The following is a 22,440-nucleotide window of genomic DNA, read 5'->3' as shown; positions in this document are numbered from 1 at the left end:
TTGAGGCCTGGGATTAGGAATTTGGTACGGCCTCCTGAGTGATCGCGAGCAGGACGCGTACCACCCCAAGCTCAACACGGCTGCGCTGCAGCACGGCAGCATCAAGGGCAAGGTGTAAGGCTGGATGGATCTTGCGCTCCGCGATGACGTGCCAAAGCCGATCGAAGCAGGGAGCGAGAAAGATAACCAGCGCGAACTGTCTGAAATCTACGCCTTTCATCGGTTCAATTGAACCATGCGACTCCCGGCAGGGCATGAATGTGACCCGAATTGCTTGATTGCGGTTCCAGCCAGTTCAGCACACCCCGATTTTGCGGAATTTCATCAGACCTCAAATCTAAGGCTTGGCGTTCGAGAAACTCCAGGGCCATTTGATCCCTGATTGACATGACTTGCAGACCGGCAAAATTCCGGTGGACTGGCGTTGCGCAAGACCATGCCTTTGCGACTTGGGGTAACCAATGCCTTAACGGACTAGTTTTTTCCGGCGGCGAAGGCTGGCTATCAGCATCGCTCCGCTGCCCAGCAGGATGGCTGCGGGCGGGGCGGGGACTGGCGCGGGGGACTGGACGGAAAGGGATGATATTCCATAGCCGTCAAAACCCGGAATGACCTTGGTCGAGAATTGAAACACCGCCTCGTTGCGCGCTTCTCCGAAATCAACCGAAAGCCAATACAGGTTGGCGTTGTTCTTCTTGGCCGGAATGCTCCAGATCTGGGTCAAGGAATTGCCGTCCTGCATCGCCATGGTAAAGAAGCTGTTCAATTGATCATGCGCATCGGTCAGGGCGAAGGTCATCGAGGTGAAAGCCTGGGGTGAAGCGACCGTCCATTTCAGCTCGTTGATGTCCTGGCTGTCGATCCAGTAATCGCCCAGCGGATCGAAGCGCCCGTAGGCATGGGGGGCATCGGGATCGTCCTTCACAACAACCGAACAGCCGCCGTTTATGACCGAGGCACCGCCGCCGCAATTTCCGACGCGTTCGAAATCCTCGACAAACAGGTCGATGGCCGTGCCTTCTGTCGGAGCCTCGGACAATATGCTGACAGTTGCGGCCCAGGAAGGGGACGCAAGACAGGTAGCCACGACAAAACCAGAAAAAGGAAGTCGGACCTTGGTAAACATCGACACAATCCTTACATTTGTCGACGCCTGACACCGACAGGCGTCTGGCAAATGTTAACAAATTGTTAAGATTTTTCCTAGTTGTCGATTAGTTAGAATTGAACCCTGCTAATTCTAGTACTTCTGAGTTTATATGTTAAAAAACATATGCTTATTAATAACATGGCGACAATTTTAAATCAGCAGGTGTAGAAAATAGTTATGTTTCTATCTTTAATAGAAAATGGTTGGTAACTGATTAATTCGAAATTCAAGTGCTGTAACCAGAAGAAAAGGTGGTTGAACCGCTTGTCCAACCACCTGTCCCGGGACCGAAATAGGTTATCCCTGATCCTTAGAAAATCCCCGTAAGATACAGGATCACGATCACGACGACCGGGACGCCCAGCCACCAGGCGACAAGTCCTTTCATGGAAACCTCCTGAATTTGCTCACTTGCAATGCCAACGTCGCGCCTTACCCTGGGTTCCGCAGGAAAGTGCAGGCTTCATGACCCGTAGCCTGTCCGCTATAGCAGCCGCAGAGTTGCCAGCGGTTTTCCATGATCCATCGTGCCACTGCCCATGTCCTCGAAGCCTCGCTGCGCCTGCGCGCCTTGGTCGGCGCGTCCGCGGCATTGCGGCAGCGGTTGGCCCTGGAACCGCCGGGACAGGCTGACATCTGGATCCACGGCGCGTCGGTCGGGGAATTGACCTCGGCCCGTCCGGTGATCGCGGCCCTGGCGCAAACACATCGGGTTCTGGTGACGGCCAACAGCATCACCGGGCGGGACATGGCGGCAGGCTGGGGGATGGAGGCGCATCTGGCCCCGCTGGACGTGCCGGGGGCGTTGGAGCGGTTCCTGGATGGGTTGCGGCCGAGCTTGCAGATCACGGTCGAATCCGAATTCTGGCCCCTGCGGTCGCAGGCCTTGGCGGCCCGGGGGATTCCGCAGGCAATGATTGGCGCACGCTTGTCGCAACGGTCGGCCGGACGTTGGGCGCGGGTTCCGCGCCTGATTGGGCCGGTCCTGGGGCGGCTTGCGGCCCTGTCGGCACAGGACGCGGGCAGCGAATCGCGGCTGCGCTCGCTTGGCCTGCCTGACCGGGCCATCCTGCCGCGTCTGGATTTGAAGCTGCTGACCCCGGCCGGCGTCGTGGCACCCGCGCCCAGCCCCGCACGCGACCGGACCTGGCTTGCCGCCTCGACCCATGAAGGAGAGGAGGCGGCGGCGGTGGATGCCTGGTTGCAAGCGCGGCGGCATTGTCCCGACCTGCGGCTGATCCTGGCCATTCGCCACCCATCGCGCGGGGACGAGGTGGCAGGTCTGCTGGCGCGGCATGGCATCGCCTTTGATCGTCGCTCGCAGGGCGGCGCGGGTGGCGACGTGCTGCTGGCCGATACGCTTGGAGAGATGGATCGCTGGTATGCGGCGTCGGCCCTGTGTCTTGTCGGCGGCTCGCTGACCGACCGGGGCGGCCATACACCGTGGGAGCCTGCGGCCCATGGCTGTGCCATTTTGCACGGCCCCCATGTCGGCAATTTCCGCGATGCCTATGCCGCCCTGGAAGGATCGGGGGGCGCCTTGTGCGTCGATGCAGCAGCCCTGGCCGGTCAGGTGATCCGGCTGGCAGGCGATCCGGCGCAGGCCCGGCGGATGGGCCAGGCGGCCCGCACCGTGCTGGACGATCGCGCGGGCGACCCGGCAGCCTTGATTGCGCATCTGCGGGAACTTGCGGGGACGCCGAGCTGATCCGATATAGGCAGGGAAGGGAAAGGTTCGTATCGATGATCCGCTATGCTTTGCGCTGTGACCAGGGCCATAATTTCGACGGCTGGTTCCGTTCCTCCGACGCGTTCGAGACGACGCGGGCGGCGGGTCATGTCGCCTGCACGCTTTGCGGATCGGCAAAGGTCGAAAAGTCGCTGATGGCCCCCTCGGTCCCGGCGCCCGAAAAGGCCGCGCCCGCCATGACCCCGGCCGAGGCCGCGCTGCACGCCCTCCGCCAGCAGGTCGAGGCGAACAGCGATTATGTCGGCCTGAAATTTGCCGACGAGGCTCGCGCCATGCACGAAGGCCGCACCCCCGTCCGCGCCATCTACGGCGAGGCGAGGATCGAGGATGCCCGCAAGCTGGTCGAGGACGGCGTGCCGGTGGCACCCTTGCCCTTTATCCCGCGCCAGAAGGCCAACTGACCGCCACAACGATCGCCGTTATCCCCTTTCCGCCCTTGCGGTTTCGGCCCCCGGCCCATAAAAGCCGCGCCGAACAGGCAACCCCCAGGTCGGAGGCCCGCGATGCCGCTTCTGGTGATGAAATTTGGCGGAACATCCGTGGCCGATCTTGACCGGATCAAGAACGCCGCCACCAAGGTCCAGCGAGAGGTCGAGCGCGGCTATGACGTGATCGTCATCGTCAGCGCCATGTCCGGCAAGACCAACGAACTGGTGGGCTGGGTCGAACAAACCTCGCCCCTGTTCGATGCGCGCGAATACGACGCGGTGGTCAGCTCGGGCGAGAATGTGACGGCCGGGCTGATGGCGCTGACGCTTCAGGAAATGGGCGTGCCCGCGCGCAGCTGGCAGGGCTGGCAGGTGCCGATCAACACCACAGCCGCCCATTCGGCCGCGCGCTTCGTGGACATCCCGCGCGCCAACATCGACGCAAAGTTTGCCGAAGGATTCAAGGTCGCGGTGGTCGCGGGCTTCCAGGGGCTTGGTCCCGACGGACGCATCACCACGCTGGGCCGGGGCGGGTCGGACACGACCGCCGTGGCCTTTGCCGCAGCCTTCGCCGCCGAGCGTTGCGACATCTATACCGACGTGGACGGGGTTTATACGACCGACCCCCGCATCACCTCGAAAGCCCGCAAGCTGGAAAAGATCGCCTTCGAGGAGATGCTGGAACTGGCGTCCCTGGGCGCAAAGGTTCTGCAGACCCGTTCGGTCGAACTGGCGATGCGCTTCAAGGTGCGGCTGCGCGTGTTATCCTCGTTCGAGGACACGGACGAGACATCGGGCACCCTGGTCTGCGATGAGGGAGAAATCATGGAATCGAAAGTCGTCAGCGGCGTCGCCTATTCGCGCGACGAGGCAAAGATCACCCTGGTCACGGTCGAGGATCGCCCCGGCATTTCCGCCGCCATCTTCGCGCCTCTGGCCGATGCGGGCGTAAACGTGGACATGATCGTCCAGAACATTTCCGAAAAGGATTACGACGATCACCCCGGTTCGGTCACGGACATGACCTTTTCCGTTCCCATCAACCAGGTGGAACGCGCCAAGCGCGCCATGGAAGACGCCAAGTCGGCGGGCACCATCGCCTATGACGAACTGGTCGTCGATACCGAGGTCGCCAAGGTCAGCGTCGTCGGCATCGGGATGCGCAGCCATGCGGGCGTCGCGGCGCGGATGTTCAAGGCGCTTGCCGATGAAAACGTCAACATCAAGGTCATCTCCACCAGCGAGATCAAGATTTCGGTGCTGATCGACCGCAAATATATGGAATTGGCCGTGCAGGCGCTGCATGATGCCTTTGGCCTGGAAGCGGCCTGATATCTTCCCATGGCGTGCCGGATGGCATCTGCGGGCAAAAGCAAGGCAGGGCAAGGCAGGCAATGCAAGACCGCAAGGACAGCGATTCACGCAAGCTGTTGCAACGGTTGAAGGGGATCCTGGGCGCCCCCGGCGGCGGCCAGGACCGGCTTGACCAGATCACCCATCACATCGCCGATTCGATGGGAACGCAGGTCTGCTCGATTTATCTGTTCCGCGATCCGAACACCCTGGAACTGTGCGCGACCGAAGGGCTGCGCCCCGAATCTGTCCACCGCACCCGCCTGCGCCTGGGCGAGGGACTGGTGGGGCGCGTGGCCCGCACCGGGCGTTACATCAATACTGCCGATGCGCCCTCTGAACCCGGTTTCCGCTTCATGCCCGAAACCGGCGAGGAAGTGTTTCCCAGTTTTCTGGGCGTGCCGATCCAGCGGGTGGGTGAACGGCTGGGCGTGCTGATCGTCCAGTGCCGCGAAGCGCGGCTCTTTTCCGAAGACGAAATCTATGGCCTGGAAGTCGTGGCCATGGTCTTGGCCGAGATGACCGAACTGGGCGCCTTCCAGGGCAGCCAAGCCGACAGCCTGCCCTCCAAGCACCGCTTTCCGCTGATGATCCGGGGGGCCACCGGGCAGGAAGGCGCCGCCGAGGGCCGTGTCTGGCTGCACGAGGCGCGCGTGGTGGTGACCAATCCCGTGGGCGACGATCCCGACCGCGAAAGCGCGCGCCTGCACGAAGGCGTGGCCATGCTACGCAGCACTGTCGATACGATGGTCGCCGCCGCCGACATGGGGGGCGAGGGTGAACACGCCGCCGTGCTGGAAACCTATCGGATGTTTGCCCATTCGCGCAGCTGGCTCAAGCGGATGGAGGAGGACATCCAGCTTGGCCTGTCCGCCGAGGCTGCGGTGGAAAAGGAACAATCCGCCGCCCGCGCCAGGCTGGAAATGTCCGCCGATCCTTACCTGCGCGACCGCCTGCACGATCTGGATGACCTGTCCAACCGCCTTTTGCGGATCCTGACGGGGCAGGGGACCAATACCGGGGCCGAGATGCCCGACAACCCGATCCTGGTCGCCCGCAACATCGGCCCCGCGGAACTGCTGGAATACGGCCGGCGCCTGAAGGGCGTTGTGCTGGAAGAAGGCTCGGTCGGCAGCCATGCGGCCATCGTCGCCCGCGCCCTGGCCATTCCGCTGGTCATCCACGCCCCCCGCATCACGACCGAGGCGCTGAACGGCGACACGATCATGATCGACGGCGACCAGGGGATTGTCCACCTGCGCCCCGAGGAAAGCGTCTACAAGGCGTTCCTCGACAAGATCGCCATGCAGGCCGAGGCGCAGAACCGCTATGCCAGCCTGCGCGGCCTGCCCGCGACAGGCACCTGCGGCACCACCGTCCAGCTTTACATGAACGCGGGCCTGATGGCCGACCTGCCGTCCCTCGCCGGGTCGGGGGCCGAGGGCGTGGGCCTGTTCCGCACCGAATTGCAGTTCCTGATCCGCAACCACGTCCCCCGCAGGGGCGAGCTGGCGGAACTGTATCGCCGCGTCATGGACAACGCCCAGGGCAAGCCGGTGATGTTCCGCACCCTGGACATCGGGTCTGACAAGGTTCTGCCCTATATGAAGCCGCAGGACGAACCGAACCCGGCGATGGGCTGGCGCGCGATCCGCGTGGGTCTGGACAAGCGCGGCGTGCTGCGGATGCAGTTGCAGGCCCTGATCCGCGCATCGGTGGGGCGGCCCCTTCATGTCATGTTCCCGTTCGTCGCCGATATCGGCGAATACGAGGCGGCGTATAAGATCCTGATGCAGGAACTGTCGCGCGAACAGCGTGTCGGCCATCCGATGCCCACCGACATTCGCGTGGGCGCCATGCTTGAAACGCCGTCGCTGGCCTTTGCGCCGAAGAAATTCTTCGAGATGTGCGACTTCATCTCGGTCGGCGGGAACGACCTGAAGCAGTTCTTCTTTGCGGCCGACCGGGAAAACGAACGGGTGCGGCGGCGTTACGATACCCTCAGCTCGTCGTTCCTGCTGCTTTTGCGCCAGATCATCGCGCGCTGCGAGGATGCGCGCGTGCCCTTGTCCTTTTGCGGCGAAGACGCGGGCCGCCCGGTCGAGGCGTTGACCTTTGCCGCCCTGGGCATCCCGCGCCTGTCCATGCGCCCGGCCTCCATTGGTCCGGTCAAGCATCTGATCCGCCGGGTGTCGCTGACCGACCTGCGCAAGCTGATCGACGACCGACTGGATTCGGGCCAGGCGAACCTGCGCGGTCCCATTACCGCCTGGCTGGCGCAGCAATAGGCGGAAAGCCGCGAAATCAGGCAATGCCTGGCCCATTCGGGCAACCCGGCCTGGGCGCCCCATGTTCGGCTTGTGCCTTGCTGTGGCGGTGCAACACCCTTATGATGAAACGGTTTTTGGCAACCATCACCCGATATGAAACGCCGTCATTTTCTCAACGCAGCGACCGCCCTGGCGGCAGGAGGGGTGCTTGTCGCCGGTCCTGCGGGGGCGCAGACAGCAACGGACGAGGCGGCGCCAGCCGGGACGGGGACCGACACCCCCCCGCCCGCACCGCCCACAACCTTTGGATTCGAGGAAGTCGCGTCGCTGGCGGCGGAACGCGCCACGCGCGTTTACGAACAGCCGGTAGCCGAGCAGGTGGGCAGCTTCGCCAACCTGACCTATGACCAGTATCGCGCCATCCGCTTTCGCCGTGACCGCGATCCGTTCGCTGGCAATCCGCAGTTTGGCATGGATTTGCTGCCGCCGGGCGCGATCTTCTATGAGCCGGTCAATATCAGCGTCGTGCGCGATGGCGTGCCGCACCGGCTGGACTTCGATCCCTCGATGCTGGAATTCGACCCGTCGCAGTTTCCCGATGGCGCGGACCTGCAGAACAAGGGGCAGATGGGATGGTCCGGCTTTCGACTGCGCACGATCCTGAACCGGCCCGGCGTGATGGACGAATTCCTGGTCTTCCAGGGCGCGACCTATTTCCGCGCCGTGGCACGCGGCACGATCTATGGCCTGTCGGCGCGCGGGCTGGCCATCAAGACCGGCAGCCCGGACGGCGAGGAATTTCCGCTGTTCACCGATTTCTGGATCCAGGAACCGACCGACGGGTCGGGCTGGGTGCGCATCTATGCGGCCCTGGACAGCAAGTCCGTGGCCGGGGCCTTTCAGTTCGACGTCAATCCGGGCGCAGTGACCTCCGTGCGTACCCGGGCGGCGCTGTTCCCGCGCGTTGATCTGCAAAACACCGGGCTGGCGCCCTTGACCTCGATGTTCTGGTTCGGACCGGCCAGCCGTCGCGAGGTGGACGATTACCGCCCCGCCGTTCATGACAGCGACGGCTTGCAGATGCATACCGGTGCGGGCCAGGCATTGTGGCGAACCCTTGGTGCCCATAAAACCTTGCAGATTTCGTCCTTTGTGGACAACAATCCGCGCGGCTTTGGCCTTGTGCAGCGCAGCCGCGATTTCGATGACTACCAGGATCCCGAGGCGCTGTATCATCTGCGCCCCTCGGCCTGGATCGAACCCGAGGGCAACTGGGGCGAGGGCGAGGTGCGGCTGGTCGAAATCCCGGTCGAGAACGAGTTCAACGACAACATCGTCAGTTGCTGGGTGCCCAAGGAGCCGCTGGAAAAGGACAAGCGCCACGAATTCCAGTATCGCCTGATCTTCGCGCCCCTGCCGGCAAACGACCTGCCCCTGGCCAAGGTGCGCCAGGTCCGCAGCGGGCGGTCGATCAATTCGCCGTCCTTGCGCAGCGTCATCGTGGATTTCGATCTGTCGCTGTTTTCCGATGCCATGCCGGAATCCCAGGTCACCACCTCGGCCGGGACCATTGTCCACGCCTATCTGAAGCCCCTGGTCGACCAGGGCGTGCTGCGCCTGGCCTTCGAGTTCGAACCCGGAGACGCCACGCTGGCCGATTTGCAGGCGGTGCTGACCAGCCCCGAAGGGGTGGTCCAAAGCGAAACTTGGCTGGCGCGCTGGACCGCATGAGCCTGGCCGATCCGCGTTCCGCAGACCTGGCGCAAAGGCCCGCAACCCCGCCCGAATCGCCGCTGGCCATGCCGGTGCAGGATTTCGGCGCACGACCCCGTCCGGCCTTTCCCCGCCTGCGTAACGGCTGGCACGTCTGGATGGCGCGGCTGGTGGCCTTTGGCGGCGCGGCGGCAGCGGCCGTTGTCGGGTTTCAGCAGATGCTGCGCAGCTTCGGGGACGACCCGACGCCCATGCAATGGGCGCTGCTGGTGTTGTTCGTGCCGACATTCGCCTGGGTCGGTTTCTCGTTCTGCAACGTGCTGGCCGGGCTGTTCGCATCCCGGCTGGTGACGCCCCAGGGACCGAACGGCGCACGCGTTGCTGTCGTGATGCCCATCTATCACGAGGATGCGCAGAAAAGCATCGGCCTGCTGACCGCCCTGGCCCGAGAACTGGACCGGGAAGGAATGGCCGACCGGACCGAGATCTTCGTGCTGTCCGACAGCCGCGATCCGGTGATCGCCGTGAACGAAACGCTGGTGATCGACGCGGCGCGCAAGATGTCGCCCTTGCCGATCTGGTATCGCCGCCGCATCACCAACGAGGATCGCAAGACCGGCAATATCGGTGACTTTGTGCGCCGCTGGGGCGGGCGCTACGACCAGATGGTCGTCCTGGACGCCGACAGCATCATGACGGGCGCCACGATCCGCGAACTGTCCGCCCGCATGAATGCCGATCCCCGGCTGGCGCTGATCCAGACCATGCCGATCCTGGTCGGGGGCGAGACGATCTTTGCCCGCCTGACGCAATTCGCGGGCCGTGTTTACGGTCCGATGATCGCGCGCGGCGTATCGGCCTGGTCGGGCGATACCGGCAATTTCTGGGGCCACAACGCCATTATCCGCATGACGGCCTTTGCGGGGGCCTGCGGTCTGCCCCGCCTGCCGGGCAAGCCACCCTTCGGGGGGACCATCCTGTCCCATGATTTCGTGGAAGCCGCCGCCCTGTGCCGGGCAGGCTGGAAGGTCCGGCTGGACCATGACCTGCGCGGCAGCTTCGAGGGTTGCCCTCCCACGCTGCTGGACATGGCCGCGCGCGAACGCCGCTGGGCGCAGGGCAACCTGCAACATTCCCGCCTGTTCGGGATGCGCGGCGCCCGTGCCGTCACGCTGGCGCATTTCGCCATCGGCATCCTGGGATTCGCCATGAGCCCCCTGTGGCTGGCCCTGATCCTGGTGGGCCTGGTCCTGTCGGCCACGGTGCTTTTGTCCACGCCGGAATATTTCCCAACCGCTTATCAGTTGTTCCCCGACTGGCCGGTCTTCGACGCGCAGCGGATGCTGTGGCTGTTCGTGGCCGCCATGGCGCTGCTGCTGCTGCCCAGGCTGATCGCCACCTTTCGCGCATGGTCGCGGCCCCTGGCGCGCAATTCGGGCGGGCCGGTGCGCATCTTCGCCAGTTCCCTGTTCGAGATCCTGTTGTCCGCCCTGATCGCCCCCGTGCAGATGCTGATCCAGACACGGCAAATTTATGAAATCCTGCGAGGTCGCGACAGCGGCTGGAACGCGCAGGTCCGCGCCGGATCCATGCCCGACTGGAACGTGGTGATCGCGCGGCATTGGGTCCATGTGGGACTGGGCCTCGGCACGCTGATCGTCCTGGCGCAGTTTTCGCCCGCCCAACTGATCTGGCTGTCGCCGATCCTTGCGGGACTGATCCTGTCGCCCGTCACCTCGCGTTATTCCGCAAGCCCGATATTTGGCCGCTGGGCGCGGATGCGGGGGTTGCTGGTCACGCCCGAGGAACGCGATCCTCCCGCCATCCTGTCGGACGCCAGTGCCGTCGTGCGCGCGATGCCCCGCCCCCTGGGGGACGCGGCAGGGCTGCTGCATTTCGGTGCCCAGCCCGACCAGATCGACCGCCATATCGCGCTGCTGCCCAAAAACGCCGACCTGCCAGAAGACAAGCGCCTTGCCCGGATCACCGCCGGGGCCAAGATCGCCCATGCCCGGACCCGGGCGCAGGCGCTGGAATACCTGACCCGCGACGAAACCGATGCCCTGGTATCGGACCCGGACCTGTTGCGACAGTGGAGCGTCCTTTCCTCATGAAGCGGCTGATCGCCCTGGATATGCTGCGCGGTTACGCGTTGGTCTGCATCATGCTGGACCATATGCCCCTTTCGGAACTGCGGTGGTTCACCCTGGCCAATTTCGCGATCTTCGACGCGGCGGAACTGTTCGTCCTGTTGTCGGGCTTCCTGGTCGGCATGGTGTGGCTGTCGGTGGAAACGAAACAAGGCCGCCGCGCGGCGCAATGGCGTTTCGCCCGCCGCGCCTTCGAGGTTTGGCGTGCCCTGGTCTTTGGGGGGATGCTGATGGCCGTGGTCTCGGCCGGCTTGCTGGCGCTCGACATGGACCACACCGCAATCTGGCACCAGTATGCCGTCTGGGTTCTGGAAAACCCGATCGGATTCTTTGGCGTGCTGGCAAGCATGTGGTTGCAGCCTAACCTGCTGGACGTACTGGCCGTTTATGTGATCCTGCTGGCCTCGGTTCCATTCTTGGTGCCGGTGTTGCTGCGCTATCCGATCAGCTTTGCCGCCGGATCCTTCGTCCTGTGGTGCTTTGCCCCGGTGCTGAACGCCTTTGTGCCTAACCACCGCCTGGGCGGGCTGCTGTTCAACCCTTTCGGCTGGCAGATGCTGTTCTTTTCCGGCATCGCCATGGGCCTGTTCCGCAAGCAGGTCATTCCCGTCCTGATGCCGCATCGCCGGCTGCTGACGATCCTGTCGGCGGGGATGTTCGCCTTTGGCAGCGCCATCGTCATCGCCGCCAAGTTCGGCGAACCCGCATTGCCCATCCGCGACGCGCTGCGCCTGATCTATGGCGGAGAGATCGGCAAATGGGATCTGGACGGCACCCGGTTCATGGCGATCATGGGTGCAAGCTGGCTGGTCGCCGTGCCCCTGGCCCGCATGATGCAACGTCTGGCCGCCAGCCGCCTGGGCGTCGCACTGCAACAGATCGGCCGGGGCGGGCTGTTTTCCTTCCTGGCCTGCGTGCTGCTGTCGGTTTTGGGCGATGCCTTCCAGATGAACCCCTTGGACCAGGGCATCCTTCGGCGCATGGCGGTCGATGTCTGGGCGATGGTCGCGCTGTGGTGGATTTCCGCCCTGTGGCTGACCTATGGCACGCCCTGGCAATTGTCCGTGCGTTTCAAGCGCGAAGCCAAGGGCTGAAGCACGGTCGCTGCAAAGGAAGAGGAGCCTTGGAGGCGGGTACCGGAATCGAACCGGTCTTCACGGATTTGCAATCCGCTGCGTAACCTCTCCGCCAACCCGCCGCTGACAAGGTTTGCATGCAATAATGGATCGGCGGGGCGCTTGCAAGACGGGAACGTGCGGCGTTGCGGGAGTCCCGGAATCGTGGCAATAAGCCTCAAAGCAGCTCGCAGAGGTTCCCAAAGATGAGCGATTTCGCCGCGCGGCGCACCACGATGGTGGATACGCAGGTTCGCCCCAGTGATGTCACCAAGTTCCCCGTAATCGAGGCCATGCTGGCGGTCCCGATGGAAGATTTCGTGCCCCCTTCGCGCCGAGCCGTTGCCTATTCGGGCGAGAATCTGGACCTGGGCGGGAACCGTGTGCTGCTGGAACCGCGCACCCTGGGCAAGATGATCGACATGCTGGATCTGCAGCCGGGTGACCTGGTCCTGGATCTGGGCTGCGGCTTTGGCTATTCCGCGGCGGTTCTGGCGCGGCTGGTCCAGACTGTCGTCGCGATCGAGGATAACGCCGACATGGCCGCCGAGGCCGAGCGCCGTTTGTCCGAGGCGGGCGTTTTCAACGTCGCCGTCCTGAACGCGCCCCTGAACGAAGGGGCGCCCAGGCAAGCCCCCTACGACGCCATCCTGATCAACGGCGGCGTCGAGGACGTGCCCGAGGCGATCCTGTCCCAGTTGAAGGAAGGCGGCCGCATCGCTGCGCTTTTCGTCGAAGGCGCCCTTGGCGTTGTCAGGATTGGACATTTCCTGAACGGCCGTATCATCTGGCGTTATGCCTTCAATGCGGGCGCGCCGTTGCTGCCCGGCTTTGAACGGGTGCGGAGCTTTTCGCTGTGAGGGGGCTTCGTTCACTTGCCGCAATCGCCGCCGTCGGGCTGATGGGCCTTGGCGGACAGGCGGCGGTCGCCGAATCGCTGGCTGACACGATGGTCGCGGCCTATCGCCATTCCGCGCTGATCGAACAGAACCGCGCGGTGCTGCGCGCCGCCGACGAGGATGTCGCAGCAGCCATTGCCGCGCTGCGCCCCGTGGTTCAGTGGACCGCAAGCCATACGGTCCAGCGGGTCGAGGGATTGACGGGCTATACGACGGCGCGCTCGACCTCGCTCCAGATCGGGGCGCAGATGACGCTGTATGACTGGGGCCGGTCGCAACTGGCCATCGACGCCGCCAAGGAACAGGTGCTGGCGACGCGCCAGGGGCTGGTCGCGGTGGAACAGGATATCCTTCTGGGGGCAACGGTCGCGTTCTTCGAGATCAAGCAGGCGACCGAACGCGTGGCCTTGCAGCAGAACTCGGTCGAGGTTCTCAGCCGCGAACGCCAGGCTGCGCAGGACCGCTTTGACGTGGGCGAGATCACCGTGACCGATGTGGCCTTGGCGGATGCGCAGCTTGCCCAGACGCAGGCAGGACTTGCCTCGGCGCAGGGTGACCTGGAAATCGCGCGCGAGGGCTATCTGGCTGCGACCGGGCGGTTCCCCGAACGGCTGGATGCGCCCCCGCCGCTGCCCCAGCTGCCGGCCTCGGTTGACGAGGCACGGGCTATCGGGCAGCGCAACCATCCGCTGATCGCGCAGGCGCAACGCCGCGCCGCGGCGGCTGAACTGGGCGTCGCCATTGCTGCGGCAGAGCGCAATCCCCGGCTGACGGGCAATTTGGGCGCGGGCGTCACGCGCAGCCCGCAAACCCAATTCGGCGGCGAATATAACAACCGGAACAGCGCCTCGGTCGGGCTGGAACTGAACCAGACCATCTATTCCGGCGGGCGGCTGCCTGCCCAGCATCGCAGGGCCATGGCCGAACGCGATCAGGTACGGTCGGCATTGCTGAACGTGTCGCGCCAGATCAGCCAGCAGGTTGGCGAATCCTGGGCCAATATCACCGTAGCCCGGGCGCAGATCGGCGCCATCGACGAACAGATCTCTGCCGCCCAGCAGGCCTATAATGGCGTGCGCGAGGAAGCCGCGCTTGGCGCGCGGACCACATTGGACGTGCTGGATGCGGAACAGTCGCTGCTGGAGGCGCGGGCGGACAAGATTACGGCGGAAGCCAACCTCCAATTAGCACATTATCAACTTCTGGCTGCTATGGGTCGTCTTACGGTAGAACACCTGAACCTGGGGATTCCGACCTATGACCCTTCGCAATACTACAACGCCGTGCGCGATGCGCCTTATACCAGCAAACAGGGCGAAAGCCTTGACCGCGTGTTGCGCGCGATCGGGCGCGATTGATGCCCTGAACGGCGGGGGGCACCATGGCTGACCCCCGCTTTTCACAGAACGCCGCCCGCCTGTCCGAGGATATCGGCGATGTCCTGACCGCCATCCGCCGCATGATCGCCGACGATGACGCGCTTTCCTCGGCGCGCGACAGCATCCGGGCCGAACGCAACGGTTTGGTCCAGGACGATGCCGGGGAATTCCTGGCCCGCCGTTACGGCGGCAATGCCGCCCTGGCACGGCAAATGGTCGAAACGGCAGCCCGGCCGGTTCCGGCGGCGGCTGCCCCTGAACCCGAACCGGCCCCTCCCATTCCGCAATTCATCCTTCGGGCCAGACCCGAGGCGGCGCCTGCGGCCAATGTTTCTCCGCTGCGGCTTGGGGCCGAACGGCGGGTCGATGAACCCGAGGCGCCAAAGGCATCCGGCTGGCGGGCCTGGTTGCGCCCCGAGGCGCGCGAAGCCCTGCCGCAGGTCGAACCCGATCCTGTTCCTGCGGCCGCAAACCTTGCCGGGCCGGTCCAGGATTTCGCCGACGATGCCGATGATTTCGCGGAGGCTTTCGACTGGAAGGCCCGGATGCGTCCCGAACTGGAGGAACCGGCCGCCTCGGCCGAGGCGAAACCGGTCGAACAACGCCTGTCCGGCTGGACCTTGCCGCCTGAACCGGCTTCGGTCGATACCGTCGCCCGCCTTGCCGCCGAGGCTGACGCCTTTGCCGCCGAACAGCAGGCCCAGGCCGCAGGGATCGACGAAGAACAAGGCATCCGCGATCTGCTCCGCGAGATGGTGCAGGAAGAACTGAATGGCGAATTGGGCGAACGCTTCTCGGCCAATCTGCGCGCGGTGATCCGCCGAGAGATCGCAGCCGCCATCGACGCCCACTTGGATCGCTTCTGATCCCATCCGGGCAGCGTCCCTCGCGGATGCTGCCCGGCGATGGTTCAGCCCCGGGCGGTCTGCAGGGTCTTGGCCCACCAGGCGAGTTCGTCCAGCATGGCGTTCAGCGAGCCTTCCAGATGGGCTTCTATCTCGCTCATCGGGGCGTCCGACCCCAAGGGAGATACTTTGAAGAAATCGCCCCCGCCGATATGGACGGCGTTGCGCAGGGGCACCATCTGAAGCTCGATCCCGATCAGGCGCAGATGCTCCAGCGCCCGCGCCCCGCCCAGGCTGCCATAGGCGAGCGCCGCGAACGGCTTGCGGTTCCATTCCTTGTAAGCCTGGTCCAGCGCATTCTTCAGCGCCCCCGTGATGGACCGGTTATATTCGGCGACAACAAAGACGAAGCCGTCGAAGCCCGCCAGCTTTTCCTGCCATGCCACCGCATTCGGATCGCTCGACGGCATCCACAGGTTCGATGCAGGCTCGTTGAAGAAGGGCAGGTTCTGGTCGCGCAGGTCGATCAGGTCAAACTCCAGGTCGGGGTGATCCTTGACCTTGTCCATCAGCCAGGCCGCAGGCTTGTCGGCAAAACGCGTGTCGCGGGTAGAGCTGATAATCACGCCGATGCGGGGTTTGGTCATATCCGTCGTCCTTTCAGTGGATGGCATGGCCAGACTAACGTCATTTCAGGGCCGGTGGTCAGCCTTTTCCGCAAGCCGGTCCGCACAGCCTGTCCTGCATTCGCGCACAACTCTCTTGATCGGGACGCGCGGCGGTGGTCTATCAATCCTTATGAAAAAGTCCGACAACCCTGCCGATCCCTTCAAGAAGGCCTTGTCCGAGGCGACCCGCGCCCTGGCCGACGACCGGGAACTGAACGTCACCTTCAGCGCCGATCCGTCCGGCGTGGCGGGCGATACGATGCGCCTGCCGCAGGTCAGCCGCCGCATGGGCCGGGACGAGGTCTTGCAGGCGCGCGGCACCGCCGATGCCCTGGCGATGCGGATGCGCCACCACGATGCGGCGACCCATTCGCGCTTTGCCCCGGCCGGGCCGATGGCGAGAGAGCTTTACGAGGCCATGGAAACCGCCCGCTGCGAGGCGCTTGGCGCGCGCGATATGCCGGGCGCCTTGTCCAACATCGACGCCCGCCTTGGCGCGGATGCCGACAAGAAGGGCTATGGCCAGATCAAGGCCCCCGCCGATGCGCCCCTGGCGGTGGCGGCAGGCTATATCGTGCGCCAGGCGGCGACAGGCCGCGTCCTGCCTTCCAGTGCGCAGCACGTCGCAGATCTGTGGCGCCCGTTCGTCGAACAGCAGGCGGGTGGATCGCTGGCCCATGTGAACGAGGTGCTGGCCGACCAGGCGGCATTTTCACGCCTGTCCCGGCAGGTGATCAGCGATCTGGGCTATGCGGACCAGTTGGGCGACGATCCCGACCAGCCCGAAGACGACGACGCCGACGAGAGTGCCGAACAGGACGAGGAAGCGGGCGACAACCAGTCCCGCGACCAGGACGACAGCGAGGATGCCGAAGCCTCGCCCGAGCAATCCCAGGAGCAGCAGCAGGACGAACGGCAGGCCCAGGTCAGCATGGACGACCAGTCCGACGACCAGTTGACCGACGAGGCAGAGATACCCGAGTCGGAAACCCCGCCTGACCTGCCGCCTCCGGTCAGCGACGCAAGTGCGGATTACAAGGTCTTTGCCCAGGCTTGGGACGAGGAAATCAGGGCCGAGGATCTGGCCGATCCTGCCGAACTGGAAAGGTTGCGCGCCTATCTGGACAAGCAGCTTGAACCCTTGCGGGGCGCCGTGTCGCGGCTGGCCAACAAGCTGCAGCGCCGCCTGCAGGCCCAGCAGAACCGCAGTTGGGAATTCGACAAGGAAGAAGGCGTGCTGGACGCCGGGCGCCTGGCGCGGGTTGTGGCGAACCCGACCACGCCGCTGTCCTTCAAGGTCGAAAAGGATACCGAGTTCCGCGATACGGTGGTGACACTTCTGATCGACAATTCCGGGTCCATGCGCGGGCGTCCCATCAGTATCGCCGCCATCTGCGCTGACGTTCTGGCCCGCACCCTGGAGCGGTGCAGCGTCAAGGTGGAAATCCTGGGCTTTACCACCCGTGCCTGGAAGGGCGGCCAATCGCGCGAAGCCTGGTTGCAGGCAGGCCGTCCCGCCCAGCCGGGGCGCCTGAATGATCTGCGCCACATCATCTACAAGCCCGCCGATGCGCCTTGGCGGCGGGTGCGGCCGAATCTGGGGCTGATGATGAAGGAAGGGTTGCTCAAGGAAAACATCGACGGCGAGGCCCTGGAATGGGCGCACAGGCGGTTGGTGCGGAGATCCGAAGTGCGCAAGATCCTGATGGTGATTTCCGACGGCGCGCCGGTCGACGATTCGACCCTTTCGGTCAATCCGGCGAACTATCTGGAAAAGCACCTGCGCGACGTGATCGCCATGGTGGAAAAGCGGCGCATGGTCGAACTGTTGGCGATCGGCATCGGCCACGATGTGACGCGTTATTACGAACGCGCGGTTACGATCACCGATGCCGACCAGTTGGCGGGCGCAATCACCGAGCAACTGGCGGCGCTGTTCGACGCCGATCCGCGCAAGCGGGCGCGGGTGTTGGGAATGGCTCGTCGCGCCTGATGCGTCCCGCGGTGGCAGGGGGCCGTCTGCCCCCTGCGGACGCCTGATGGCGTCCTACCCCCAAGGATATTTTTCTGAAGAAGACAGCAGCAGGGGCAGGGTGGCGCGCAGTTTCGCCACCCCGCCGGGCCGCCAGCCAAGCGCCTCCAGCCGGTCACAGGTCTGGATGCGCAGGGCTGCCGGATCCACACGGGAAGGCAAGGGATGCGGGCAGCCGGTCAAGGCCCGGACTTCGGCCAGCAGGTCGTGGCGATCCAGGACTAGGTCGCTGCAATTCACCTGCGGGGGAGGGTCCGGCTGGCCCAGGAGCAGCAGGATCGCGGCGGCAAGGTCGTCGCCGTGAACCTCGGTGGCGACGCGGGGCTGGATGGGGCGGCCTGCCAGATAGTCGGTGAACAGGCCGCGCCATTTGCCGGAATGGCCATAAACGCCGGTTGCGCGGATCGCTGTGCCCGAAAGGGGAAGGCCGGCGAGGTAATCCTCGGCATCCGCCTTGACCTGGCCATACAGGTTGGCGGGTCGGGCGGGCAGGTCGTCGTGCAGGAGGGTGCCGGGGGGATGGCCGTCATGGATCGCACGCGAGGACAGAAAGACGATGCGTCCCACGCGGCCGCGAACAGCCGCATCGAAAAGGCGACAGGTACCGTCCCGGTTCAGGCGCAGGAAACCATCGGGATCCTCCCCTTCGCCGCCGCGATACCGGCCGGGGGCGTGGGCAAAGGCGCAATGGATTAGCGCATCATGGCCCATCAGGTCGGGGGCATCGCCCAGGCGAAAGCCGTTGCTGCGATCCAGCCGCGTGACCCTGTGTCCTGCCCGCTGGGCTGCGCGCAGGACAAAGTCGCCGACGATACCCGATGCGCCGGTCAGCGCGATGCGCATCAGGCGGCCGGGCGGACCTGGGCGGCCAGGTCGGGCACGGGCTGGCCTTCGGCAATGGCGCGCCACAACTCGATCAAGGGACGCAGCAGATGGGTTTTGTCGTGATCCTGCCAGGGTTTCTCATATTGGAAATGCAGGATGCGGATGTCCTCCCAGCTCCACAGCTCGGGCATGTTCATCCAGACATATTGCAGCATGTTGTGATGGATCGACAGGCCGTGCCAGTCCGGGAAATAGTCCTGCAGGAAGGTCTGGTCCGTCCGCCGCCAGAAAACCCCCGGCCGGTCCAGATGCGCCATCATCGCCTGAAAGGTGCGGGCGTCGGGACGCGCGGTGAACACGCCCGAGTTCATGCGGTGGAACCCGTCCAGCCCGTCATAGACATTGGGTGCGGCGCAGAACTCCGGCAGGTCGAACAGCTTTTCCACAGGGCGCAGCACCACGGCATCGGCGTCGATGAAGACGCAGCGGTCATAATCAAGCTGCCACAGCCGCAGCTTGACGAAGTTGTCCAGCGGCGTGTGGAAATCGGGCTTGCCACCCTGGGTAAAGGCCGCGCGGGCGTGCAGCGCATCGCGGGCATGGGTGCGGTCGAAGCTGTCCGACGTGGGCAGCAGGTCAGCCGCGATCAGCCGGGCGCCATGCGCGCGCAGCCGCGCCAGATGGGCGGGACCCAGACCCCTGTGCATCACCACCAGTTCGGCCCGCGTGCCTGTCAGCTTCAGCGACCGCAACAGCGCCTCGGCCCCCGGCAGATAGTCGGAATTGGTCACAAGCGTGACATAGGCCCGGTCGGACCGGGCCGCCGTTTCGGCGTGCAGGCCCTCCGGCAGGGCATCGTACCTGCCCTGCGGCGGGGTGGGATAAAGCGGGGAAATCCGGTTTCTGTCCATGGGCGATCCTGGGAAGTCCGAAACGTTGGCAATGGCGGCAGATGCGACGATATGGCGTTTTTGTAAACCGTTGATGACAGAACGCGGCAAGGTTTGCCAAGTTTCATCTTGGCGCTAACCTGTTGGCAACAACCAAGGGAATGATCCATGAGCCTGCCTGCCGAATTTTCCGACCGCTTGCGCGGCATCCTTGGCACGCGCCTGTCCGAGGCAGCGGCAGACCGCGACCATCATGCGCAGTCCGAAGCCTTTCACCGCTCGCCCCCGCCCGATGCCGTGGCCTGGCCCCAAAATGCCGAGGAGGTGGCGGCGATCCTGGCGGCCTGCAACGATGCCCGCGTTCCGGTGATCGCCTGGGGCACCGGCACCTCGCTCGAGGGTCATGCCCTGCCGGTCCGGGGCGGCATCAGCCTGGACCTGTCGCGCATGGACAAGGTGGTCGAGGTTCGGCCCGAGGATATGCAGGCCAGCGTCCAGCCCGGCGTCACGCGCGAGGCATTGAATACCGAACTGCGCGCGACCGGGCTGTTCTTCCCGGTGGATCCGGGTGCCAATGCCAGCCTTGGCGGGATGGCCGCGACGCGGGCCAGCGGCACGACGGCGGTGCGGTATGGCACGATGCGCGACAATGTGCTGGCCTTGCAGGTGGTGCTGGCGGACGGTCGGATCATCCGCACCGGCACGCGGGCCGCGAAATCCAGCGCGGGCTATGACTTGACGGGGCTGTTCGTCGGGTCCGAGGGCACGCTGGGCGTGATCACCGAGCTGACCCTGCGGCTGCATGGCCAGCCCGAGGAAGTCGCGGCCGCCGTCTGTGCCTTTGACAGCCTGGATCACGCGGTCGAATGCGTCAGCGTGACGATCCAGTCGGGCATCCCCATGGCGCGGATCGAATTCGTCGACGCGGCCTCGGCCCGTGCCTTCAACCTGCATTCGGGCAGCGGCCTGCCGGAAAAGCCGCATCTCATGATCGAATTCCACGGATCGCCCGGTTCTGTCCGCGAGGATGCGGCCCGATTTGGGGACATTGCCGCCGAATTCGGCGCCCAAGGGTTCGCCTGGGCCACCACCGCCGAGGATCGTGCCCGGTTGTGGCGGATGCGGCACGGCGCCTATCATGCCTGCCTGGCGCTGCGGCCCGGCGCCTCGGGGCTGATCACGGATGTCTGCGTGCCGATGTCGCACCTTCCTGCCGCCGTTCATGCCGCAGCCGCCGATATTGCGGCCGAAGGTCTGGTCGGTCCGATCCTGGGCCATGTGGGCGACGGCAACTTCCATTCGCTGCTGCTGGTCGATCCCGCCGATGCCGCCGAGATGGCCGCCGCCAAGCGCGTCGCCATTCGCATGGCCGAACGCGCCCTTGCCGTGTGGGGCACGATCAGCGGCGAACATGGCGTGGGCATCGGCAAGCGGGGACTGATGGCCGCCCAGCATGGCGAGGGCTGGGACGTGATGGGGCAGATCAAGGCGGCACTTGATCCCCACGACATCCTGAACCCCGGAAAGCTGGTGCCGGACCGGAACTAGGCCTTGCGTCCTGCCGTTGCCTTTCCAAGCCATTCGGAGAATGCACCCATGTCCCATAACGACAACAATCCGCAACGATCCGCCAGCCGGCACCGGCCCGCACTGATCGCCATTGCCGTGGCCTTGCTGGCCGCGCTTATCGCCTTTCTGGTCTTCATGCCCGGCACGAACGAGCAGAACGAAGGCATCGCCACCACGCCCCCGCCCGCTGAAACGCCCATCACCAATGCCGAGGGCACAGATGGCACGGCGCCGCCCGTGGTATCCCCCGAGGGAACCCCGCAGATGGAGGAGGGCGAGGTGCGCGGCACCGAAGCCGCACCCGCGGCCGAGGGCGAGGCTGCCGACTAGTAATACCAACGGCATTATCCACTGACCTGCGCCCAATCGCGTGAGGTGATTGAAGCGACGCGTTCCGGCATTGCGAGGAGGGTGTTCCAGGCATCGCAGCAGACGTCGACAATGGCGTCGTAGCTGTCGAAGACCCGGTTCGCGAGGGTGTTCTGACGGAGGAACTGCCAGAGGTTCTCGACCGGGTTCAGTTCCGGACTGTAAGGTGGCAGTGGCAGCAGGCTGATGTTGGGCGGGATGATGAGGTCTGTGGAGCTGTGCCAGCCGGCGCCATCGAGAACAAGGAGCGCGTGTGCACCGGGCGATACCTGCCCGCTGATTTCGGCCAGGTGGGCGTTCATCGCCTCCGTGTTCGCGTAGGGCATGACGAGCGCCGCACCGATCCTGCGGGCCGGGCAGACCGCCCCGAAGATGTAGGCCCAGGCGTAGCGGCAGTCTTTTGGCGCCCGCGGGCGTGTGCCCTTTCTCGCCCACACGCGTGTCAATGTTCCCTGCTGGCCCACCCTGGCCTCATCTTGGAACCAAATCTCCAAGGGCTTTCCTTGCGCTTCGTTAGGCAAGGCTGCGCGCGCCAGTTCGGCAAAGTTTTTTATATACCGCTTGCGCTTCGCCATCGGCCTGCGGATGGCGCGGCCGGACTGAGAGACGCGCAAAGCCGAGCCGGTGAAGGATCGCGCTCATGGTCCTCTCCGCCACGCGAATGCCAAACCGCTGGTCAACCACGTTGCAGAGGTCAATCCGACGCCAACGCACGACCTTATCCGTCGACGGGTCAGGCCCCGTTTCGACGATCACGGCAAGTTCGCGCATCTGCTCGGCGCTGAGCCGCGCTGGCCGCCCGGAAAGCGGCCGATCGACAAGGCCGGCCAGCCCTTCGGCATTGTAACGATGAACCCAGTCACGCAGCGTCTGCCGATCCATACCGCAGCTTTGTGCCGCTTCCGTCCGGCTTCGCCCGTCAAGCACATGCGCCAGCGCAAGCATCCGGCGCGACGCTCGCGCGTCCTTCACTTGAGCCGCCTCCCGCCGCAGATCCGATGCTGAAAGGTCCGTGCGTGTGATGCCCACTGCCAT

At 64.8% G+C, this 22,440-nt stretch carries 20 protein-coding genes and 1 tRNA gene; 13 read left to right on the top strand and 8 right to left on the bottom strand.

Annotation, left to right across the window (positions count from 1 at the left end; translation table 11 throughout):
• Window positions 1-13: 13 nt before the first annotated feature.
• The 3 genes from LZ585_RS12055 to LZ585_RS12045 form a co-directional block, all read right to left on the bottom strand.
• Window positions 14-220 carry a hypothetical protein gene (locus LZ585_RS12055; RefSeq protein WP_234853802.1) on the bottom strand — a complete coding sequence of 69 codons (207 nt, stop codon included), beginning with the start codon at window positions 218-220 and terminating at the stop codon, window positions 14-16.
• Window positions 221-224: 4 nt separating this feature from the next.
• On the bottom strand, window positions 225-371 hold the full coding sequence (locus LZ585_RS12050; RefSeq protein WP_234853801.1) for a hypothetical protein: 147 nt from the start codon (window positions 369-371) through the stop codon (window positions 225-227).
• Between the two features lie 95 nt (window positions 372-466).
• Window positions 467-1,039 (bottom strand): hypothetical protein, encoded by a 573-nt coding sequence (locus LZ585_RS12045; RefSeq protein ID WP_234853800.1) that lies wholly within the window; start codon window positions 1,037-1,039, stop codon window positions 467-469.
• 628 nt (window positions 1,040-1,667) lie between these two features.
• On the opposite strand from LZ585_RS12045, the gene LZ585_RS12040 reads away from it, so the two are divergent.
• The 7 genes from LZ585_RS12040 to opgC all read left to right on the top strand — a co-directional run bounded on the left by LZ585_RS12040 (window position 1,668) and on the right by opgC (window position 11,908).
• Window positions 1,668-2,858, top strand: a complete 1,191-nt coding sequence (locus LZ585_RS12040) for a 3-deoxy-D-manno-octulosonic acid transferase (RefSeq protein ID WP_234853799.1) — start codon at window positions 1,668-1,670, stop codon at window positions 2,856-2,858.
• A 35-nt stretch (window positions 2,859-2,893) separates the two neighbouring features.
• Window positions 2,894-3,301 (top strand): DUF1178 family protein, encoded by a 408-nt coding sequence (locus tag LZ585_RS12035; protein WP_234853798.1) that lies wholly within the window; start codon window positions 2,894-2,896, stop codon window positions 3,299-3,301.
• A 102-nt stretch (window positions 3,302-3,403) separates the two neighbouring features.
• Window positions 3,404-4,660: an aspartate kinase gene (locus LZ585_RS12030; RefSeq protein WP_234853797.1), complete on the top strand. Its 1,257-nt coding sequence runs from the start codon at window positions 3,404-3,406 to the stop codon at window positions 4,658-4,660.
• 62 nt (window positions 4,661-4,722) lie between these two features.
• Window positions 4,723-6,969, top strand: coding sequence for a phosphoenolpyruvate--protein phosphotransferase (gene ptsP / locus LZ585_RS12025; protein ID WP_234853796.1), 2,247 nt, complete (start codon window positions 4,723-4,725; stop codon window positions 6,967-6,969).
• A 135-nt stretch (window positions 6,970-7,104) separates the two neighbouring features.
• On the top strand, window positions 7,105-8,682 hold the full coding sequence (locus LZ585_RS12020) for a glucan biosynthesis protein (protein WP_234853795.1): 1,578 nt from the start codon (window positions 7,105-7,107) through the stop codon (window positions 8,680-8,682).
• A complete protein-coding gene (gene mdoH, locus LZ585_RS12015) occupies window positions 8,658-10,778 on the top strand; it encodes a glucans biosynthesis glucosyltransferase MdoH (protein ID WP_234853794.1) in 2,121 nt (706 codons plus the stop codon). The genes LZ585_RS12020 and mdoH overlap by 25 nt, the downstream gene beginning before the upstream one ends.
• Window positions 10,775-11,908, top strand: coding sequence for an OpgC domain-containing protein (opgC, locus tag LZ585_RS12010; RefSeq protein ID WP_234853793.1), 1,134 nt, complete (start codon window positions 10,775-10,777; stop codon window positions 11,906-11,908). The genes mdoH and opgC overlap by 4 nt, the downstream gene beginning before the upstream one ends.
• Before the next feature lie 30 nt (window positions 11,909-11,938).
• Here the strand turns inward: opgC and LZ585_RS12005 are convergent.
• Window positions 11,939-12,012 (bottom strand) — tRNA-Cys (locus LZ585_RS12005).
• A gap of 123 nt (window positions 12,013-12,135) precedes the next feature.
• On the opposite strand from LZ585_RS12005, the gene LZ585_RS12000 reads away from it, so the two are divergent.
• From LZ585_RS12000 to LZ585_RS11990, 3 genes are read left to right on the top strand one after another with little or no spacing between them, the layout of a single operon-like run.
• Window positions 12,136-12,789 (top strand): protein-L-isoaspartate O-methyltransferase family protein, encoded by a 654-nt coding sequence (locus LZ585_RS12000; RefSeq protein ID WP_234853792.1) that lies wholly within the window; start codon window positions 12,136-12,138, stop codon window positions 12,787-12,789.
• On the top strand, window positions 12,786-14,186 hold the full coding sequence (locus LZ585_RS11995) for a TolC family outer membrane protein (RefSeq protein ID WP_315857602.1): 1,401 nt from the start codon (window positions 12,786-12,788) through the stop codon (window positions 14,184-14,186). Before LZ585_RS12000 ends, LZ585_RS11995 begins: the two co-directional genes overlap by 4 nt.
• A gap of 23 nt (window positions 14,187-14,209) precedes the next feature.
• The gene (locus LZ585_RS11990; protein WP_234853791.1) at window positions 14,210-15,073 is read left to right on the top strand and encodes a hypothetical protein; all 864 of its coding nucleotides are present in this window, start codon (window positions 14,210-14,212) and stop codon (window positions 15,071-15,073) included.
• Between the two features lie 44 nt (window positions 15,074-15,117).
• Here the strand turns inward: LZ585_RS11990 and LZ585_RS11985 are convergent, their stop codons facing one another.
• Window positions 15,118-15,699, bottom strand: a complete 582-nt coding sequence (locus LZ585_RS11985) for an NADPH-dependent FMN reductase (RefSeq protein WP_234853790.1) — start codon at window positions 15,697-15,699, stop codon at window positions 15,118-15,120.
• Window positions 15,700-15,850: 151 nt separating this feature from the next.
• On the opposite strand from LZ585_RS11985, the gene cobT reads away from it, so the two are divergent.
• Window positions 15,851-17,713, top strand: coding sequence for a cobaltochelatase subunit CobT (gene cobT, locus LZ585_RS11980; RefSeq protein ID WP_234853789.1), 1,863 nt, complete (start codon window positions 15,851-15,853; stop codon window positions 17,711-17,713).
• 54 nt (window positions 17,714-17,767) lie between these two features.
• On the opposite strand, the gene LZ585_RS11975 is transcribed toward cobT, so the two are convergent.
• A complete protein-coding gene (locus tag LZ585_RS11975) occupies window positions 17,768-18,595 on the bottom strand; it encodes an NAD-dependent epimerase/dehydratase family protein (RefSeq protein WP_234853788.1) in 828 nt (275 codons plus the stop codon).
• Entirely contained in the window at window positions 18,595-19,488 is an 894-nt protein-coding gene (locus tag LZ585_RS11970) for a glycosyltransferase (protein WP_234853787.1), read from the bottom strand. Before LZ585_RS11970 ends, LZ585_RS11975 begins: the two co-directional genes overlap by 1 nt.
• Before the next feature lie 147 nt (window positions 19,489-19,635).
• On the opposite strand from LZ585_RS11970, the gene LZ585_RS11965 reads away from it, so the two are divergent.
• Together LZ585_RS11965 and LZ585_RS11960 are read left to right on the top strand one after the other, a co-directional pair.
• The gene (locus LZ585_RS11965; RefSeq protein WP_234853786.1) at window positions 19,636-21,015 is read left to right on the top strand and encodes an FAD-binding oxidoreductase; all 1,380 of its coding nucleotides are present in this window, start codon (window positions 19,636-19,638) and stop codon (window positions 21,013-21,015) included.
• A 48-nt stretch (window positions 21,016-21,063) separates the two neighbouring features.
• Window positions 21,064-21,366 carry a hypothetical protein gene (locus LZ585_RS11960; RefSeq protein ID WP_234853785.1) on the top strand — a complete coding sequence of 101 codons (303 nt, stop codon included), beginning with the start codon at window positions 21,064-21,066 and terminating at the stop codon, window positions 21,364-21,366.
• A 14-nt stretch (window positions 21,367-21,380) separates the two neighbouring features.
• Here LZ585_RS11960 and LZ585_RS11955 read toward each other — a convergent pair.
• A protein-coding gene (locus tag LZ585_RS11955; RefSeq protein ID WP_234853224.1) for an IS630 family transposase occupies window positions 21,381-22,440 on the bottom strand; the annotation gives its coding sequence in 2 pieces (ribosomal slippage) (window positions 21,381-21,969 and window positions 21,968-22,440; 1,062 coding nt in all).

It is taken from the genome of Paracoccus everestensis, assembly GCF_021491915.1.
GTDB classification, from domain to species: domain Bacteria; phylum Pseudomonadota; class Alphaproteobacteria; order Rhodobacterales; family Rhodobacteraceae; genus Paracoccus; species Paracoccus everestensis.
This window is presented reverse-complemented; position numbering and strand designations above follow the sequence as displayed.